At 62.3% G+C, this 14,506-nt stretch carries 16 protein-coding genes; 9 read left to right on the forward strand and 7 right to left on the reverse strand.

Annotation, left to right across the window (positions count from 1 at the left end; all coding sequences use genetic code 11):
• Positions 1-7 precede the first annotated feature (7 nt).
• Positions 8-709: a glycerophosphodiester phosphodiesterase family protein gene (locus VKS22_09320; protein HLW70807.1), complete on the reverse strand. Its 702-nt coding sequence runs from the start codon at positions 707-709 to the stop codon at positions 8-10.
• A gap of 178 nt (positions 710-887) precedes the next feature.
• Between VKS22_09320 and VKS22_09325 the strand changes: the two genes are divergently transcribed.
• Genes VKS22_09325 through gshB form a run of 3 tightly spaced genes read left to right on the forward strand, consistent with a single transcriptional unit; the run spans position 888 to position 3,429 of the window.
• The gene (locus VKS22_09325; protein HLW70808.1) at positions 888-1,733 is read left to right on the forward strand and encodes a 50S ribosomal protein L11 methyltransferase; all 846 of its coding nucleotides are present in this window, start codon (positions 888-890) and stop codon (positions 1,731-1,733) included.
• Complete coding sequence (locus tag VKS22_09330) at positions 1,730-2,467, forward strand: RsmE family RNA methyltransferase (GenBank protein ID HLW70809.1); 738 nt, start codon at positions 1,730-1,732, stop codon at positions 2,465-2,467. Before VKS22_09325 ends, VKS22_09330 begins: the two co-directional genes overlap by 4 nt.
• Positions 2,468-2,469: 2 nt before the next feature.
• Positions 2,470-3,429, forward strand: a complete 960-nt coding sequence (gene gshB / locus VKS22_09335; protein HLW70810.1) for a glutathione synthase — start codon at positions 2,470-2,472, stop codon at positions 3,427-3,429.
• Positions 3,430-3,431: 2 nt separating this feature from the next.
• On the opposite strand, the gene VKS22_09340 is transcribed toward gshB, so the two are convergent.
• The 4 genes from VKS22_09340 to VKS22_09355 all read right to left on the reverse strand — a co-directional run bounded on the left by VKS22_09340 (position 3,432) and on the right by VKS22_09355 (position 7,067).
• Entirely contained in the window at positions 3,432-4,295 is an 864-nt protein-coding gene (locus VKS22_09340) for an LLM class F420-dependent oxidoreductase (protein ID HLW70811.1), read from the reverse strand.
• A 38-nt stretch (positions 4,296-4,333) separates the two neighbouring features.
• Positions 4,334-4,759, reverse strand: a complete 426-nt coding sequence (locus tag VKS22_09345; protein HLW70812.1) for a Zn-ribbon domain-containing OB-fold protein — start codon at positions 4,757-4,759, stop codon at positions 4,334-4,336.
• The gene (locus tag VKS22_09350; protein ID HLW70813.1) at positions 4,759-5,859 is read right to left on the reverse strand and encodes a hypothetical protein; all 1,101 of its coding nucleotides are present in this window, start codon (positions 5,857-5,859) and stop codon (positions 4,759-4,761) included. Before VKS22_09350 ends, VKS22_09345 begins: the two co-directional genes overlap by 1 nt.
• Before the next feature lie 80 nt (positions 5,860-5,939).
• Positions 5,940-7,067 carry an amidohydrolase family protein gene (locus tag VKS22_09355; GenBank protein HLW70814.1) on the reverse strand — a complete coding sequence of 376 codons (1,128 nt, stop codon included), beginning with the start codon at positions 7,065-7,067 and terminating at the stop codon, positions 5,940-5,942.
• A gap of 186 nt (positions 7,068-7,253) precedes the next feature.
• Here VKS22_09355 and VKS22_09360 point away from each other — a divergent pair, with 186 nt between their 5' ends.
• A complete protein-coding gene (locus tag VKS22_09360; protein ID HLW70815.1) occupies positions 7,254-7,931 on the forward strand; it encodes an HAD family hydrolase in 678 nt (225 codons plus the stop codon).
• Between the two features lie 44 nt (positions 7,932-7,975).
• Here the strand turns inward: VKS22_09360 and VKS22_09365 are convergent, their stop codons facing one another.
• Positions 7,976-8,797, reverse strand: a complete 822-nt coding sequence (locus VKS22_09365) for a sulfotransferase domain-containing protein (GenBank protein HLW70816.1) — start codon at positions 8,795-8,797, stop codon at positions 7,976-7,978.
• A 93-nt stretch (positions 8,798-8,890) separates the two neighbouring features.
• On the opposite strand from VKS22_09365, the gene VKS22_09370 reads away from it, so the two are divergent.
• From VKS22_09370 to VKS22_09385, 4 genes are all read left to right on the forward strand, one after another.
• Positions 8,891-9,835: a glycosyltransferase gene (locus VKS22_09370; GenBank protein HLW70817.1), complete on the forward strand. Its 945-nt coding sequence runs from the start codon at positions 8,891-8,893 to the stop codon at positions 9,833-9,835.
• A gap of 281 nt (positions 9,836-10,116) precedes the next feature.
• Positions 10,117-10,749, forward strand: a complete 633-nt coding sequence (gene msrB, locus VKS22_09375) for a peptide-methionine (R)-S-oxide reductase MsrB (protein HLW70818.1) — start codon at positions 10,117-10,119, stop codon at positions 10,747-10,749.
• On the forward strand, positions 10,746-11,399 hold the full coding sequence (locus tag VKS22_09380; GenBank protein ID HLW70819.1) for a cytochrome b/b6 domain-containing protein: 654 nt from the start codon (positions 10,746-10,748) through the stop codon (positions 11,397-11,399). The genes msrB and VKS22_09380 overlap by 4 nt, the downstream gene beginning before the upstream one ends.
• On the forward strand, positions 11,392-12,084 hold the full coding sequence (locus tag VKS22_09385) for a molybdopterin-dependent oxidoreductase (GenBank protein HLW70820.1): 693 nt from the start codon (positions 11,392-11,394) through the stop codon (positions 12,082-12,084). The genes VKS22_09380 and VKS22_09385 overlap by 8 nt, the downstream gene beginning before the upstream one ends.
• 315 nt (positions 12,085-12,399) lie before the next feature.
• On the opposite strand, the gene VKS22_09390 is transcribed toward VKS22_09385, so the two are convergent.
• Entirely contained in the window at positions 12,400-12,873 is a 474-nt protein-coding gene (locus VKS22_09390) for a hypothetical protein (protein HLW70821.1), read from the reverse strand.
• A gap of 444 nt (positions 12,874-13,317) precedes the next feature.
• Here VKS22_09390 and VKS22_09395 point away from each other — a divergent pair, with 444 nt between their 5' ends.
• Positions 13,318-14,505 carry an acyl-CoA dehydrogenase family protein gene (locus tag VKS22_09395; protein HLW70822.1) on the forward strand — a complete coding sequence of 396 codons (1,188 nt, stop codon included), beginning with the start codon at positions 13,318-13,320 and terminating at the stop codon, positions 14,503-14,505.
• The last annotated feature ends 1 nt before the right edge of the window (position 14,506 follow it).

Raw genomic sequence — 14,506 nt, forward strand, 5'->3', positions numbered from 1 at the left:
GACTCCGTCACGACTGCATCACGGCGCGCAGGCGCGCGGGATGATTCGTCATGATGCCGTCGACGCCGGCGCTGATCAGTTTCCTCATCACGTCAGGATCATCCACTGTCCACGGGTAGATCGCGAGTCCGTGCAGATGCGCGCGGGCACAGAAATCGGCGCTCGCCAACTCGAAGGCGGGATTAATCGCCGCCGCCTTGAGCTGAAGCGCGCGCGCGAGCGATCGCGCGGGCATCCTGCTGGTCAGCAAACCGACACGAATCTCGGGGGCGAGCGCTCGCACTTCAGCCAACGCGTTAGCGTCGAAGCTCGAGACCAGAGTCGATTCCTCGACGCGCGCCCCGCGGATCATCGTGCAAACCTGCTTAGTTAAGCCCGCCGCCTTCAATTCAATATTCAGCGCGCAGCGCCCGTGCACCAGCTCAAGCACCTCGCGCAGCAGCGGAATGCGTTCAGCCGCAAAGGCCGTGGAGAACCATCCGCCCGCGCTGAATTTTCTTAACTGGGCGAACGTCAGCTCCGCAACCTTTCCGCGGCCGTCGCTGGTGCGATCAAGCGTATCATCATGAATTACGACAATTTCGCCGTCGGCGGTGCGATGCACGTCCAGTTCGCACACGCCGGCGCCCGCCGCGATCGCGCCCGCGAACGCCGCCAAGGTATTTTCGGGGAAATCCGCGCTGGCGCCGCGATGCGCTATGTTCAACATCTTGGGTTCTCTGCTCATCAGACAACCACGCGCGCCGAAGGCCTCGCAACTGACTGGGCGCGGAATCTCAACAGGGTCTTACGCGCTGGCGTGGGTTCGCCTATCCTCTCCTCGAACTGATGTCGCACCGGATCGACACGCCATGCGGCGCCAAAAGCCACGCGCCTACATTTCTCTGATGATCGAAACGCCGGCGGCGTTGCAGGACGAGACGGCCGGAATCCTCGCGGGCTATGGCGCCCTTGGATGTGAAATCCGGGGATTTGCGCGCGGGCGTCGCGACGGCTCATCGGTGCGGGTCGTCGGCTATTTCACCCGCCTCGACGCGGCTGCGCTGCGCCGGCTGTCGACGATGTTGAGCAAGGCCGGGATGCTGACGCCGGGTTCGAGGCCGGCCGTCATGCGCGTCGAAGATCCCGGCTGGGCGACGATGTGGCAGAAGCGCTTCGAGCCGTTTCCGGTGGGCGCGCGCCTGCTCGTCGTACCGCCGTGGAACCGCGCCGGCGCCGATGAGCGGATCGCGATTGTGATTCGGCCCGGCCAGGCCTTCGGCACTGGCCATCACGCGTCGACCTTTGGAACGCTATCCCTGGTGGAGCAGGTTTTCGACGGCGGACGCTGTGAACGGGCGCTCGACGTCGGCACGGGTTCTGGCATCCTGGCGATCGCGATGAGCAAACTCGGTGCGAAGCAGGTGGTCGCGATCGACTTCGATCCCATCGCGCTCGACAACGCCCGGGAAAACGCCAAACTCAATGACGTCGAGACGAATCTTCGTCTCAGCGTCGCGCCTCTGAGTTCGATTCGTGGACGCTTCGACATCATCACAGCCAACATCTTGAGCTCGGTGCTGATCGAGATGGCGCCGCAGCTCAAAGCGCGGCTCCGGCCGGGCGGTCACCTGATCCTCGCCGGCATCCTCGCGCGCGAAGCTGACGCCGTGATGAAGGTCTATAACACGGACCTCAGACGGCTGCGCACGCGCGCCGACGGCGCGTGGTGCGCCTTGGATTACCAGGGATGAGCCGTCCGCCGCGTTTTGCGATCACCCGCAGCATGATCGCGTCGGGCGCCGTGCGGTTGGCCGGTCCCGAGTTGCATCATCTGCGCGACGTGATGCGGCTCCATGCGGGTGCGGACATCGCCTTGATCGATGAAACCAACATCGAATACGTCGGACGAATCGAACGCCTCGAACCTCATCAGGCGATCATCGCGCTCTCCGATTCGGTGCCGCGCGCCGCGCCCACGACCGGCGAGTTGATCCTTGCAGCCGGGTTGATCAAGGGGCCGCGGATGGACTTCCTCGTCGAGAAGGCGGCGGAGCTGGGCGCGTCGCAATTGATCACGCTGCTGTGCGCGCGCTCGGTGGTTCGCGGCCCGGGCGCGCAACGGGTCGAGCGCTGGCGGCGGCTGGCGACGGCCGCGGCCAAGCAATCGCTGGCGCCGCAGCGGATGGCGCTCGCGCCGCCGATGACGGTTGCAGAACTCGTTCGCGCCGTGCCACAAGAGACCTTTGCCGTGGTATGCGTAAGCGATGGGCCGCCGCTCAGTGCGATCCTCCGCAAGGCGGCGCCGCGCGGGCTACTGCTCGCATGCGGGGCGGAGGGCGGTTTCGATCCGGTGGAGTTGGCGCTGATGCGTGATGCAGGCTATTGCGCGGCGTCGCTGGGGCCGAACCGGCTGCGCGCGGAAACCGCGGCGCTCGTCGCACTGAGTATCGCGGCGGCGGAAATCCACGAACGCTCCGGGAGATAAGCGTGGCTTACAAGTTTGCCTTCGTGATGGATCCGCTCGATACCGTGCTGCCTGACAAGGACACGACCTTCGTCTTCATGCTCGAGGCGCTCGCGCGCGGCCACGAGATTTTTTTTCTCGGCCTGAAGGATCTCTACAGCCGCGGCCATCAGGGCTTGGCGCGCGCCCGCCGCTGCGAAGTGATGCGCTCGGCTCCATATCACCGCTTGCTCGACGATGGCGCGGAATATCCGCTCGAGCATTTTGATGCGATCTTCATGCGCAAGGATCCGCCGGCTGACGCCAACTATCTCTTCGCGACGATGTTGCTCAGCCTCGCCGACAACCGCCGCACATTCGTGCTCAATCATCCGGCGGGATTGCGCGAAGCCAACGAGAAGCTCTACGCGCTGAATTTTCCGGGCGCAATTCCGCCCACGCTCGTCACCTACGAAATTCCGCGCCTCAAGCGCTTCATGGAGGAACAGGGCGGTGAGATGATCGTCAAGCCGCTCGACGGTCACGGGGGCGAAGGCGTCTTCCACGCCCACGCCCGCGATCGCAACCTCAACGCGATCCTCGAAGCGGTCACCCGCTTCGAGACCCGTCCGATCATGGCTCAGCGCTATATTCCCGAGGTCCGCAACGGCGACAAACGCCTGATCGTACTCGACGGCCAACCCCTGGGCGGGACGTTGCGAGTGCCACGCGACGATGAGCATCGTGGCAATATCCACGTCGGCGGCAACTGCGTCAAAGCACCGATTACCGCTCGCGATCGCGAAATCTGCCGGATGCTGCGTCCGCGCTTGGAACGCGACGGGCTCTACTTCGTCGGGCTCGACATCATCGGCGACTATCTGACCGAAGTGAACGTCACGAGCCCGACCGGCGTGCAGGAGGTTGACCGCCTCGACGGGGTCAACCTCGAAGCGCAGGTCATCGATTTCGTGGAGTCCCGCGTCGCCGGCTTGAATCGATAGCTTTAAGCAAACTTGCGGATCAGCGAGGCATAGCGCTCTAAGACCGGCCACTGCTTGTCCGGCTTGGCGACGGGTATGAGAAATCCGACGCGATTGAATCCCAGTTTCAGAAGTTCCTGAATCCGCCCTTCGAGCCCGCCCGCCGGCGCCATCTCGAAGCCGGTAAGCACGCTGAGATCGAACGCCTCTTTGGGCCGCCCCAGCCGCGCGGCTTCTGTGCGCATCGCTTCGAGGCCGCCGGCCAAATCGGCTCCCACGTCCAACGGAATCCAGCCGTCGCAGTATTCGGCGACGCGCTTGGGCGCCCACTTCGACCACGCGCCGAGGATAACCGGCGGCCCACCGGCCTGGACCGGCTTCGGCCAGCACCAAAGCGGGTCGAAATTGACGAACTTGCCGTGATACTCAGCGACGTCCTTGCTCCAGATTTCCCGCATCGCGAGGATCCGCTCGCGCGTGATCTTCCAGCGATCTTTGAATTCGGCGCCGTGGTCCGCCATCTCCTCGGCGTTCCAGCCGGCGCCGATCCCGAAGAGCAATCTGCCGTTCGACACGTGGTCGAGACATGCGACCATCTTCGCCAGATTCATCGTGTTGTGCTCGGGCACCAGGCAAACCGATGTTCCGACTTTGATTTTCGTCGTGACGGCAGCCGCGGCGCTCAACCCGATGAAGGGATCGAAGAATTCCTTGTAGTAGACCGGTAGTTCGCCGCCCAACGGGAACGGGGTCTTGCGGCTGGTCGGAATATGCGAGTGTTCACCGAACCACAGCGATTCGAAGCCCTGCGCCTCCGCCCAGCGCGCGAGTTCTGCGGGTTGAATCGTGTAGTGCGTCGGAATTGCGATTAAACCAAAGTCCGGCATGGCTTATTCCTCCGGGCGCTTTCTTTCCTTCGTGCGCCTTACTGCGGTTTGAATTTCGGGATCGAGATTTCTTCGGTCCAGTCCTCGAACGTCACCGCGACGGCCATCCCCATCGTGACCTGCTCGGGCGGGCAGCCGACGATATTGGTCATCATCGTGGGACCCTCATCGAGGGTCACCAGCGCGACGACATAGGGCACGTCGTCGGCGAAGGCCGGAGAGACCGGCCGGCGGACGATCGTGAAGGTCGTCACTTTCGCGCGGCCCGAAGCGCGCACCCATTCAACCCGATCGCTGGAGCATTTCGCGCAGTAGAGGCGCGGATAGAATTGATGCACGCCGCAGGCCGCGCATCTCTGGATCAGCAATTCATGTCGTTTGCAGCCTTCCCAGTAGGGTGCGGTTTCAAGCGTCACGACCGGAAGTGGTTTGGGGACCCGCGCCTTGGATGCCTGCGCCGCCATCAGATTTGCTCCGCTCCGAAGATTCCCGTGCAATGCGTCGAGAGGATACCGCCCTGGGCGTGCACCAGCGCAATTTTCGCGTTGGCAACCTGGCGCGGACCGCATTCACCGCGCAACTGGCGAACCGCCTCGGTCACCGAGAAGATCGACCCCGGATGGCCCGGATGGCAATGCGAAAGCAGCCCGCCATGCGTGTTGACCGGCAGCTCGCCGCCCAACTCGATACGGCCCCCTTCGACGAAGCGACCGCCCTCGCCTTTCGGGCAGAAACCGAGATCCTCGAGTTCGATAATCACGACCGGCGTGAAGCAGTCATAGAGCTCCGCGACGTCGATATCCTTCGGCTGCAGTCCCGCCATCGCGTAGGCGCGCTCGCCGGCCTCCTTGGCGGCCGACGCGACGAAGCTGTGGGCTTGGCTGATATGTTCGTGCGAGTGGCCCTCGCCGATGCCGAGCAGGTAAACCGGCTTTTGCTTGAAATCGCGCGCGCGCTCCGCCGAGGTCATGATAATCGCGCCGCCGCCATCGCTCACCAGCGAGCAGTCCAGCAGGTGGAGCGGGTCGGCGATCAGCCGCGAATTCAGGACATCATCGATCGTGATCGGATCACGCATCTGCGCCGCCGGATTCATCGAGGCGTGCTTGCGGCACACGACCGCGACGGCCGCGCGCTGCTCGTCAGTCGTGCCGTAGGCGTGCTGATGAGCCCGCGCGACGAGCGCATAAAAGGCCGGAATCGGCGCGCCATAAGGACGCTCGAATTGCGGATGACCGGCGCCGGCCATCGCCTCGATCGCCTTCGCGCGCGAGAGCCCGGTGACCTGGCTGTCGGCCATCGTGATCAGCACCGTCTTGCACATGCCGGTCAGAATCGCCGAGGCGGCGTGATGCATAATCGCCAGCGTCGTGCCTCCGCCGGAGGGCGCGGTGATGCAATAGCGCGGGAAAATCTGCATGTACTCGGCGATCATCTCGGCGTGGTAGAGGAAGGGCTCGACGAAGGAGACGCAGGTGATCAGGCCGTCGATGTCGTCCTTGGTCAGGCCGGCGTCATCGAGCGCGCGGCGCGCCGCCTGCACGTAAAGCTGCGTCGCGCTCATCCCGCGCACGACGCCGACGGCGGTGTCGCCGACGCCGACGATCGCAACTTTGTTCTTGAGTGATTCCGTAGGCGACGCTCCTAATTCATCGGGAACCCGAAGACCCGGCCGACGTTGTCATGCACCATCTTGCGCGTATCCGCCGCAGGAATATCGGCGAAGTTCGACGCGACCTTCCTGCGCGAAAAGGGCCAGACGCCTTCGGTATGCGGATAGTCGGAACCCCACATAAGATTGTCGACGCCAATCATTTCACGTGTCAGCACGCCCGCGCGATCATCCTCGAAGGTGGCGAAAAATTGCCGATGAAAATAGTAGCTCGGAGTCTCGACCAGCTTCGGCTGCATCCAGCCCTTGTGGTCATCCCACCAGTGGTCCATGAAACTCAGCACTGAGGCGATCCAGCCGATGCCGCCTTCGACCATCGACCATTTCAACCTCGGGAAGCGCATCGGCGCGCCGCCCCAGATGAGCCGCATGATTGTGTCTGACATCCCGAATTTCACGACGCCGACGTTGATTCCGCCCGCGCCGGGACCGTGCGCGATTCCGTAAGGCTCGCGCCCGCTGAGATGGAGTCCGGCGATCATGTTCAAATCCTGCAACGCTGCCCAGAGTTCGTCCCACTCGGGCAGGTTGTAAGCGCGATCATCGACCCAGGCCGGCAGCATGATCGTCACCAAACCGAGTTTCGCCGCGCGCTGCGCTTCCTTCACTGCCCATTCGACCGGACCGCGATTGGGCAGCATCGCCGCGCCCTTCAACCGATTCGGATGGACCGCGCAATACTCGGCGAGCCAGTCGTTGTAAGCGCGGCACGACGCATAGATGTATTCGGCGTCAGGCGAGCGAATGATGTGCAGGCCGACGCCGGGATAGATCACCTCGCCGGAGACGCCATCGAGATCCTGATCCTTGAGGCGGGCGTTCGGCTCCCACGAGCCTTCGCGATTTTGCTCGTAGCGATAGCCCTTGGGCACCGGGATTTCGATCCCCTGCGCCTTCAGGTCCGCCATCGGCCCCTCGAAAGCCAACGGCCGCGGCCGGAGGCCCTCGATGACGATGTAGTCGCCGGACTCGTCGAGCGCGCGGATGCGCGGGGCTTTGTCGCGCCACTTGGCGTCCATCCGCGTCTCCCACAGATCGCGCGGCTCCATGATATGGGAGTCGGCTGAGAGCAAACGTTCCGTGTATTGAGCCTCGGCCATGAAATCCTCCGCCGGGTCGAGCGCAGCTCTGCCCGCCTCATCACTCTTACCGCGTCACGGGCGTTGCCGCCAAGCCTGACGGTCGATTTCGTCAGCACTCGCATTCTGAAGCGGTCGTTACGGTTTGTCTGGCGTGCCGCTTATCCTGATAATCAACCCCATCGCATGTGCGGATGGGGAAAGCTAATGGCGGCCGACAAAGTGGTCTTTCTGTTCGACGTTGATAACACCCTGCTCGACAACGATCGCGTCGTCGCCGACCTGATGCGCCATCTCGAGCGCGAAATCGGTCCCGAGCGGCAGCAGCGCTACTGGGAGATTTTCGAGGAGCTGCGCGGCCAGCTCGGCTATGCTGATTATCTCGGCGCGTTGCAGCGTTACCGCGTCGAGCATCCGCGGGACTCGAACATTCTCGCGGTCTCGCGTTTCCTGATGCATTATCCTTTTGCGACGCGGCTCTTCCCGAATGCGATCGACGCCATCGACCATTGCAGTCAGTTCGGCAAGTGCGTGATTCTGACCGATGGCGACGTGGTTTTTCAGCCGCTCAAAATCGATCGCTCCGGCGTCGGCGAAGCCGTCGGCGGCGAGGTCCTGATCTACATTCACAAGGAACTTGAACTGGACGACATCGCCGCGCGTTGTCCAGCCGATCATTACGTGCTGATCGACGACAAGGTGCGTATTCTCGCGGCGGTCAAGCGCGTTTGGGGGACTAGTTTGACGACCGTGTTTCCCCGTCAGGGCCATTACGCCCTCGACCAGAAGGAAGTCTCGAAGTACCCGCTTCCCGACCTCACGCTCGAGCGTATCGGCGCGCTGCCGGATTACGATCTGGCCGCGATGCTCGCCGCAGCCGGGTGAATCGCGATCGTCGATCGGTTCGCGCGGATAGACGCTACTGCCGTTTATTGCGCCTTCCAGATCGAGAGATCGCGGCCGAGCAAAGTTTCCAGCTCCTCAATGTCCGATGCGCAACGCTCGCGCAGGCGCCTCGCCAACTCCGCGTCGAGCGGCGGAAACTCCGCGCCGCCGTCCATGCAGGCTTCGAGCAGCGGCTCGATTCGATTCAGCGTCCGCAGCCAGCCGCGCACCTCCAGCGCATCCTTGAGTTGGCGCGCGCGCCGCGCCAGATGGCGATAGCGGGGGGCGCGCTCGAAGTGCGCGACCATCCGCCGATCGGCGGGGATCGTATCCAGATTCAATGGCGGTACGCCGATAAACTCGCAGATGCGATCGATGTAGCCCTGCCGATCGCGGCGGCTCTCCTCGTAGATCAGGATCAGTACGTTCTCGCGACCGAACCGCTCCTGCCATGCGCGGACGTGCGGCGCGTAGTTGATGCGCGCGGCGAGCGCGGAATTGCCTTCCAGTTCAGCGGCAAAGGCGCCCTTGACGATCTCGAGCTTGCGCCACAGCTTATAGTGCGAATAAATCCGCTCCACCGGCTCGCGCAGCGTGCAGATGATTTTGCATCGCGGGATATGCTCGGCGATGTGTGTGCGGGCGCCGTCATCGTAGAAATAGGTCGGTGCAAATTCACCCGCGACCGGCTGACTGCAATCGCGAAAATGACGCGCGTACCACTCGATTCCCAACGCATAGCGCCAGCCGAAGAATTGCGTCTCCTTGATTCGCGCCGGCAGCCCAACGCGCCCGCGGAACAAGCCATCGAGCCAGGTCGTGCCGGTGCGCACCGGACCGATCGCAATAAAATCCGGTAATCGCAAACTTCTCTCTTTGCTCACGCGCTGAACAGTTCCCACTCGCGGCCCGCGGCTTCGTCGAAATCGTCCGTGGCTTGCTATTATTTCTCCCTACCGATGCCGCAATTTTCCGTCATCATACCCGCGTTCAACGCGGCCGCCACCATCGCACGCACCGTCGAGTGCGTACTGGCACAAACCTCCAGTGACTTCGAGATCATCGTCGTCGACGACGGCTCAACCGACTCGACGCGCGAGGTGCTCGAGCGTTATGCGGCACAGATTAGAATCGTCAGCCAGGCGAATCGCGGCCTCTCGGCGGCGCGCAATGCGGGCGCAAGCTTGGCGCGCGCGCGATGGCTCGCCCTGCTCGACGCCGACGATACCTGGACGGCAGACAAGCTCGAGGAAATCGCGCGGGCTCTCCCCCTCTATCCCGACGCCGTGATGTTGTTCTCGGACGCGATTTGCTTCGACCTGAGCGGGACGATCGCGCACGGCCCCTTCATGCCGCCGCAGCTCGCGCACGCGCCTTCGCGTGAGGAAATGATGGCCGGGCGCTTCCAGATTCTGCCGAGTTCGGCGGTAATTCGGCGCGACACCTGGGAGCGCGCCGGCGGCTTTTCGGAGGAGTTTCACGGCGCTTCGGGGTTCGAAGACGCCTGGTTCTGGCTGCTCCTCCGAGAGCAGGGACCCTTCGCCTACCTGCCCGCGCGCTTGGTCAACTATCGGGTCGCCCCGCTAATCACTCGACTCGAACGCTACCGGCCCGGCTTCGCGATCTTCACGCGCCTCGTGCGTGAGCGTTACGGCGTCGCCGGGGAGCCACTGATCCGGGCGCGGCGCGACGCACGGGTGAGCCTCTGGGCGCGCGCTGGTCTCATCGCGCTGGCTGAAGGGCGCGCAGCCGAGGCGCGCTACGCCTTTCGCAATGCGCTCCGCGAAAATCCGCAGCGCCTGAAAAATCTGCTGCGGCTCTGCCGAACTTACCTGCCGACAGCGCTCGCGCGCGCACTGACGAAATCAGCTCGTGACCGGGCCTCGACGGACGAGCCGGAGTGAAATACCACATCGCCCGACCTGTCTTGAGGCAGCCGCACCACTGGCGAGGACAGCGCCATCGGACGGTCCGCTTGCCATCGGGCGCGAGAAGCAGCTAGGGTGATATGGACTGATCGTTCAAACTTACTTTGACAAACATTCATAAAGAGTAATCCATGTCGACACTGTATGGCGTTCCAGCTTTCCCCTTTGGGAGGCTGATGCGGCCCGGCCGCGTCGAATAGTCGAGCCTAGCGCGCCGTCTCATCGGAGGAGTTCGCTTGACCCCAACGGAAGAGGCTATGGGCAATGCCATTAGATCGAATGATGGGAGCTCGCGGCGGACGCGCCGCGAGGTGCTCAAAGCTGCGGCGGGGCTGTCGGCCGCATTTGGTCTCGAGCTTATCCTAGGTGGCTGGACGCGCGCGGCCGTCGCCGCCGACCTCGCGAAAGTCAAGCTGATCGATTTTTCTGACGCCGGCGAGAACCGCGGGCAGGTGTCACTGGACAAATTCGTCTTGAGCGACGCGCAATGGCGTCAGCGGCTGACGCCTGAGCAGTATGAGATCACGCGTGAGGCGGGGACCGAGCCGCCCTTCCACAACAAATACGACGAGTGGCACGAGGCCGGTATCTATCGCTGCATCGGTTGCCGCACGGCGCTCTTCAATTCGGCGGCAAAATTTGATTCCGGCACCGGCTGGCCGAGTTTCTGGTCGCCGATTGCCCCTGAAAATATCGCCACGCGGAGCGATCATTCGTTCCTGATGGCCCGCACCGAGGTTCTCTGCCGCCGCTGCGACAGCCATCTGGGCCACGTCTTCGACGACGGTCCGCCGCCAACCGGACTGCGCTACTGCATGAACTCGGCGGCGCTGACTTTCGTGCCCTTCGCGCGTCCCGCGCTTGCGCGAGCCTCGGGAGCAACCGGATGAAAGTGCGCGCGCCGCGCCGTGAGCAGCCGCTCGCGATTCGCGTCGCGCACTGGTGCAATGCGCTGTTTCTGGTCCTGATGGCCGGCAGCGGCCTGCAGATTTTCGCCGCCTATCCCTCGCTGGGCCCGCAGGGCGATGAATATTCGTGGTATCCCTTTCAGGACACGCCGCCGCCACACTGGCTGACCATCGGCCGATGGCTTGGAGGCGGCAGGCACTGGCATTTCGCGATCGCGTGGTTTTTCATCCTCAACGGTCTGTTTTACCTCGGCTACTTTTTTCTGAGTGGCGAATGGCGGCGGCGGCTCTTCCTGCCGGGCCGCGATGTGGTCAATGCGCTCCGGCAATTCGGTTACTATCTACGATTGCGCAAAACTCCGCCGCCGCCGGATTTTTACAACGGCCTGCAGCGCCTCGCTTATACGTCGGTAATTCTCTTCGGGGCCGTGATGGTCGTCTCAGGTCTCGCGATCTACAAGCCGGTGCAATTGCACTTTCTGACGATGTTGTTCGGCGGCTACGACGGCGCGCGCGTCGTGCATCTCGCGGGTCTCTGTTTGTTTGCCCTGTTTGTCGTGACCCATCTGATCCTGGTCGCGAGCCATCCGCGTGAGATCGTCAAGATGTTCACGGGAGGCGAACGTGGCTAGCCTGATTGCGCGCCGCAAGTTCCTCGCGGGCGCGGCCGCGCTAACGCTGCTGGCCGGATGCGAAAGCCGGCCGGCTAACGCGTTTCTCGAGCTGATGCGGGGATGGAACGAAAAGGCCGAGGGCTGGATGTTCTCGCCGACGCGCCTGGCGCCGGAGCTGCCCGAGGACGACGAGACCGACGAAGAGGATTTCCCGAAATATTTCATCTCGTCCACGACGCCGATCGCGCCCGCGAACTGGACGCTCAAAATCGGCGGCCTTGTGCAGAATCCGATGATCCTGACACTCGCCCAGTTGCAGGCGCTGCCGCCGACCGCGATGCGCGTGCGGCATCACTGCGTCGAAGGTTGGTCAGCGGTAGCCGCGTGGCGTGGCGTGCGATTGAACGAGATTGCGCGGCTCGCGGAAGTCGATCCGCGAGTGCGCTATGTCGAGTTCCGCTCCTTCGACAAGAACTACTATTCGGGATGGGATCTCGCCAGCGCGATGCATCCGCAGACCCTGCTGGCCTACGGGATGAACGGTCACACGCTCGGTCCTGATCATGGCGCGCCACTGCGGCTATATTCGGCAGTCAAGCTCGGCTACAAGATGGTCAAGTACTTGACCGAAGTTAATTTCCTTCCGCACAAGGTAGGCGGCTACTGGGAAGATCAGGGTTACGAGTGGTTCGGCGGCGTCTGAAGGCGGCACCATAGCCAAGCGCGCCCTGGAAACCCGGGGGAAAGCAGACGACGGTTCGATTACCCAACCGTGCTTTTATCGTAAACAGCCGCTGCGACGTTCAGGCTAGGTGAACGTCGGAGCGGCTGACTCAGGGGTTTGGTGATATTTTCCGCGCCGGTCGCTAAGAAATGGTGCGAAGGAGATGACGTTGTTGGCAAACAGATCATAGGTCGAAAGTAGGGTGTTGGAGCCCGCTCCGATCGTTGCCATCCCCGGTCCACCTGCGCCGCACAAGTCGAGAAAGACATCACAACGCAGTTCCTGCGGATTTTTTTAAATCGCTCGCTGGTTTGTTACGGATTGTCGTTTCGTTCGAAGATCCCAGATCCTTGAAAATCCATTGAAGAACACAAGCAGTCTGCCTTTTATTTGATGGGTGAAGATGATTTTTAGAATTGCCCAAGCGAGATAAGAAAGCCAACTAGCAATCGCCACGGCCATTATAGCCAAGAACAGTTTGTCCTCGATTGTGAACCATGGACCGGCGCGAACTGGACCCGCTGCCTCGTAATGGAAGACAGGAGCCATCCATTCGGCTTTGATTTCGAGAAGACCTATGATTGGCCCGTATACGAAAAAAATAATTATTCCGGTGAACAAAAATAAATAGAATGCCGACAAAAACAAATTAATCGCAAACAGCCCTGCTAAAGAAAGCGTGCTTCTAGTTGCCTTCTCAAGTCGCTGTACATTCTCTCCTAGTCGCTTCCGATACTCCCAGTCGAAATCGGCGCTAGTCATCTCCAACTGGAAGGTTTCTGCCGCGAGCGCGGATGCTACATGGCTTCTCCATCGCTTAAGTATCCCACTCACAAGTCGCCCGAAGATAATGCCGCGGTTTTACTTTGAGGGGTCGCCGAATTCATTGCGTGAGCGAGGTTTCCATAGGTTTCAATTCCGTTCCAGACCGTCGAGCTAAATCCCCAACTGCGCCTGAACAAACTGTTCCAGCGCTTTGACCCCCCCGGTCGGTTTGATGCGGCAATTCTCCTCTCGATTGCCTTTTACAACAAGTGCTTTTTCTGTCTGAATAGCCCGAGAAATTGAGAGCGCTGCGTCATTGAAAGCAACGCGTTACCGGAGTCGCGGCGCGCGGCCCGAGGACGCGCAGGAGGGTAATTCGGCGCCTGATCCTGCAAGAGCGCGACAACGGAGCGCGAACCTCCTAGCGGTGAAAAAAGCGGTGAGAAAATGGATTTCAAATTCAGCGAAGCTGACGAGGCCTTTCGCCTGGAACTCCGCAACTGGCTCGAGCACAACGTGCCGCGCGACTGGCGCGACGACGGCGAACTGAGCGACCCGGAAACCAAGACCGAATTTGAGCGGCGCCGCGCGTGGCATCGGAAACTCTACGACGCCGGCTGGATGTGTATCCATTGGCCGAAGGAATATGGCGGCCGCGGCGCAACCTTCCTGCAGCAGATCATCTACAACCAGGAGCTCGATCGCGCCAAGGCCCCGCCGGTCGTCAATTTTCAGGGCATCGCGCGGGTCGGTCCCACCCTGATGCAGTGGGGCACGCCCGAGCAGAAGCAACGCTACATCCCGCGCATTCCCTGCGCCGAGGAGATTTGGTGCCAGGGACTTTCCGAGCCGAATCACGGCTCCGACCTCGCCGCGGTCGAGACCCGCGCCGTTGATGAGGGTGATCACTTCGTGGTCAACGGCGCGAAGGTCTGGACCTCGAACGCCCATCACGCAGATTTCTCGACGCTGCTCTGCCGCACCGATCCGACGCTGCCCAAGCACAAGGGACTCAGCTACCTGCTGGTGGATATGAAGAGCCCCGGGATCACGGTGCGCCCGCTGATTCAGATCACCGGCGAGCACGGCTTCAACCAGGTTTTCTATGAGGATGTGCATGTGCCCAAGGGGAACCTGGTGGGGCAGAAAAATCAGGGTTGGATGGTCGCGATGACCAACATGATGTTCGAGCGCACGATCCACGGCGGCCGCACCGACATGATGGTCGAAGTGCGGCAGCTCGCCGATCTCGCCCGCACGATGCAGCGCAATGGCCGCCCGGCGTGGGAGGACGAATACGTCCGTCAGCGGATCGCGCGCTTCGCCACCGAGGCCGAGGGGCTCAAATATACCAGCTATCGCCAGCTCACGCGGCAAATTCGCGGCCTGCCGCCGGGTCCCGAGGGTTCGGTAATGAAGCTCGGGATTAGCGAGCTCAACCTGCGGATGCAGGCGTTCGCGATGGAACTGCTGGGACCTTACAGCCAGTTCGAGTATCGCGCGGAAGGCGCAGTCGATCGCGGCAAGTGGTCGCATCGGATGCTGGCGGCGCGGCGCGGGACGATCGCAGCCGGCTCGAACGAAATCCAGCACAACATTATCGGTGAGCGCGTGCTCGGCCTGCCGAAGGGCTGAG

This window comes from Candidatus Binataceae bacterium, assembly GCA_035308025.1.
Lineage (GTDB): Bacteria > Desulfobacterota > Binatia > Binatales > Binataceae > JAJPHI01.

What these genes read in the sequence shown, in the direction of transcription:
- VKS22_09320 (HLW70807.1), bottom strand. Translation starts at nt 709, where the DNA reads ATGTTGAACATAGCGCATCGCGGCGCCAGCGCGGATTTCCCCGAAAAT.
- VKS22_09340 (HLW70811.1), bottom strand. Translation starts at nt 4,295, where the DNA reads ATGCCGGACTTTGGTTTAATCGCAATTCCGACGCACTACACGATTCAA.
- VKS22_09395 (HLW70822.1), top strand. Translation starts at nt 13,318, where the DNA reads ATGGATTTCAAATTCAGCGAAGCTGACGAGGCCTTTCGCCTGGAACTC.
- VKS22_09380 (HLW70819.1), top strand. Translation starts at nt 10,746, where the DNA reads ATGAAAGTGCGCGCGCCGCGCCGTGAGCAGCCGCTCGCGATTCGCGTC.
- VKS22_09345 (HLW70812.1), bottom strand. Translation starts at nt 4,759, where the DNA reads ATGGCGGCGCAGGCATCCAAGGCGCGGGTCCCCAAACCACTTCCGGTC.
- VKS22_09370 (HLW70817.1), top strand. Translation starts at nt 8,891, where the DNA reads ATGCCGCAATTTTCCGTCATCATACCCGCGTTCAACGCGGCCGCCACC.
- VKS22_09360 (HLW70815.1), top strand. Translation starts at nt 7,254, where the DNA reads ATGGCGGCCGACAAAGTGGTCTTTCTGTTCGACGTTGATAACACCCTG.
- msrB (HLW70818.1), top strand. Translation starts at nt 10,117, where the DNA reads ATGGGCAATGCCATTAGATCGAATGATGGGAGCTCGCGGCGGACGCGC.
- VKS22_09355 (HLW70814.1), bottom strand. Translation starts at nt 7,067, where the DNA reads ATGGCCGAGGCTCAATACACGGAACGTTTGCTCTCAGCCGACTCCCAT.
- VKS22_09325 (HLW70808.1), top strand. Translation starts at nt 888, where the DNA reads ATGATCGAAACGCCGGCGGCGTTGCAGGACGAGACGGCCGGAATCCTC.
- VKS22_09330 (HLW70809.1), top strand. Translation starts at nt 1,730, where the DNA reads ATGAGCCGTCCGCCGCGTTTTGCGATCACCCGCAGCATGATCGCGTCG.
- VKS22_09350 (HLW70813.1), bottom strand. Translation starts at nt 5,859, where the DNA reads ATGAGCGCGACGCAGCTTTACGTGCAGGCGGCGCGCCGCGCGCTCGAT.